This is a genomic window from Mesorhizobium sp. M7A.F.Ca.MR.148.00.0.0, from assembly GCF_003997735.1.
Lineage (GTDB): Bacteria > Pseudomonadota > Alphaproteobacteria > Rhizobiales > Rhizobiaceae > Mesorhizobium.
The window spans coordinates 1-593 of the sequence record NZ_RZTB01000316.1; the positions used below are offsets into that span (position 1 = coordinate 1).

The window sequence follows — 593 nt, forward strand, 5'->3', positions numbered from 1 at the left end:
CATGGACCGGATCGGCGCCTTGAAGGAACAAGGGCGCAAAAACGCGCTGCTGATGCTGGCATCGAAGACCGGCGAACTCAGGTTCGTGACGATCCGGATGGACTGAGATCCGCCAGCTAACAGGTATATTGTAGCATCCCATGGGATGTACTACTTTAGCTTGTGAGACGGATCGTACTGGACACAAACGTTCTGACGGCAGGTTTGGGAAGCAGGAATGGTGCGTCGTTTGCCGTCTTGCAACGAATCGCGGATCGGCACATCCGCCCATTGGTGACGACAGCGCTGTTTCTTGAATATGAAACCGTGTTGACCCGACCCGAGCAAATGGCGGTTCACGGATTGTCGAATGCGGATCTGGATCGTTTGCTTGCCGGTTTGCTACCTTGGCAGAACCGGCTGAACTGCACTTTCTCTGGCGCCCGCAATTGAGCGATCCGAAGGATGAAATGGTGCTTGAAGCCGCGATCAACGGCCGGGCAGATGCCTTGGTGACCTACAATCGCCGGGATTTTGCGGCTGCGGCAGGCCGTTTCGACGTCCAAGTCGTAAGCCCGGCTGAATTCCTGGAAGGACTTCGAACATGAGCAAAG

At 55.6% G+C, this 593-nt stretch carries 2 protein-coding genes; both read left to right on the forward strand.

Annotation, left to right across the window (positions count from 1 at the left end; translation table 11 throughout):
• The first annotated feature begins 162 nt into the window (after nt 1-162).
• The gene (locus tag EOB49_RS38740; RefSeq protein WP_281060633.1) at nt 163-432 is read left to right on the forward strand and encodes a PIN domain-containing protein; all 270 of its coding nucleotides are present in this window, start codon (nt 163-165) and stop codon (nt 430-432) included.
• Nucleotides 429-587: a PIN domain-containing protein gene (locus EOB49_RS38745; RefSeq protein ID WP_281062044.1), complete on the forward strand. Its 159-nt coding sequence runs from the start codon at nt 429-431 to the stop codon at nt 585-587. Before EOB49_RS38740 ends, EOB49_RS38745 begins: the two co-directional genes overlap by 4 nt.
• The last annotated feature ends 6 nt before the right edge of the window (nt 588-593 follow it).